Source organism: Paraburkholderia sp. RL17-347-BIC-D (assembly GCF_046027915.1).
Lineage (GTDB): Bacteria > Pseudomonadota > Gammaproteobacteria > Burkholderiales > Burkholderiaceae > Paraburkholderia.
The window spans coordinates 1-719 of the sequence record NZ_JARESS010000217.1 but is presented as its reverse complement, the minus strand read 5'-3'; the positions used below and the strand labels follow the sequence as shown (position 1 = coordinate 719).

Below are 719 nucleotides of genomic sequence, written 5' to 3'. Positions count from 1 at the left end.
CTATTACAGCGAGAGCCAGAAAGCGTTAATGTGGGAACTCTGGCGCAAAGGCGAATCGCTTCAGCATATTGCGCAGCTATTCGACCGGAATCATTCATCGATACAGGGAATTCTGGCGCAGACTGGCGGAATACAGCCGGCACCGCGACGTCGCTCCAGACGGGCACTGACGTTGGCCGAGCGCGAGGAGATATCGCGCTCGGTGGTAGCCGGCCACTCGATCCGTGCGGTGGCCAGCCGGCTTGAACGGGCACCTTCCACTATCAGCAGGGAAATCAGGCGAAATGGTGGATCTCAAGGGTATCGGGCGAATCACACTTGCGTGGGATCGTGCCCGTCGCCCCAAGGAATGCAAGCTCGTCGGGAATCGGGAACTCGCCCGGGTCGTGGCGGGCAAACTCCAGTTGCAGTGGTCGCCAGAACAGATTGCCGGTTGGCTCAAGCACTCTTACGCGGTCAACAAGGACTATCAGGTGTCGCACGAGACGATCTACAGGAGCCTTTATATACAGGCCCGCGGTGCGCTAAAGAAGGAATTGGTGGAGCATTTGCGCCGAACGCGAGCGATGCGTCGTTCCCGTCATCACACCATGAAGACTGACGACCACGGCAGAATCTGCGACGCCGTATCGATTAGCGAACGCCCGGCGACAGCTGACGACCGCGCGATACCAGGTCATTGGGAAGGCGATCTGCTGTTTGGCAACGCGAACAGCCAG

1 pseudogene is annotated in these 719 nt (G+C 59.0%); it reads left to right on the top strand.

The features are described from left to right. Nucleotides 1–719: pseudogene (locus P0D96_RS48240) on the top strand (IS30 family transposase); the annotation flags it as partial.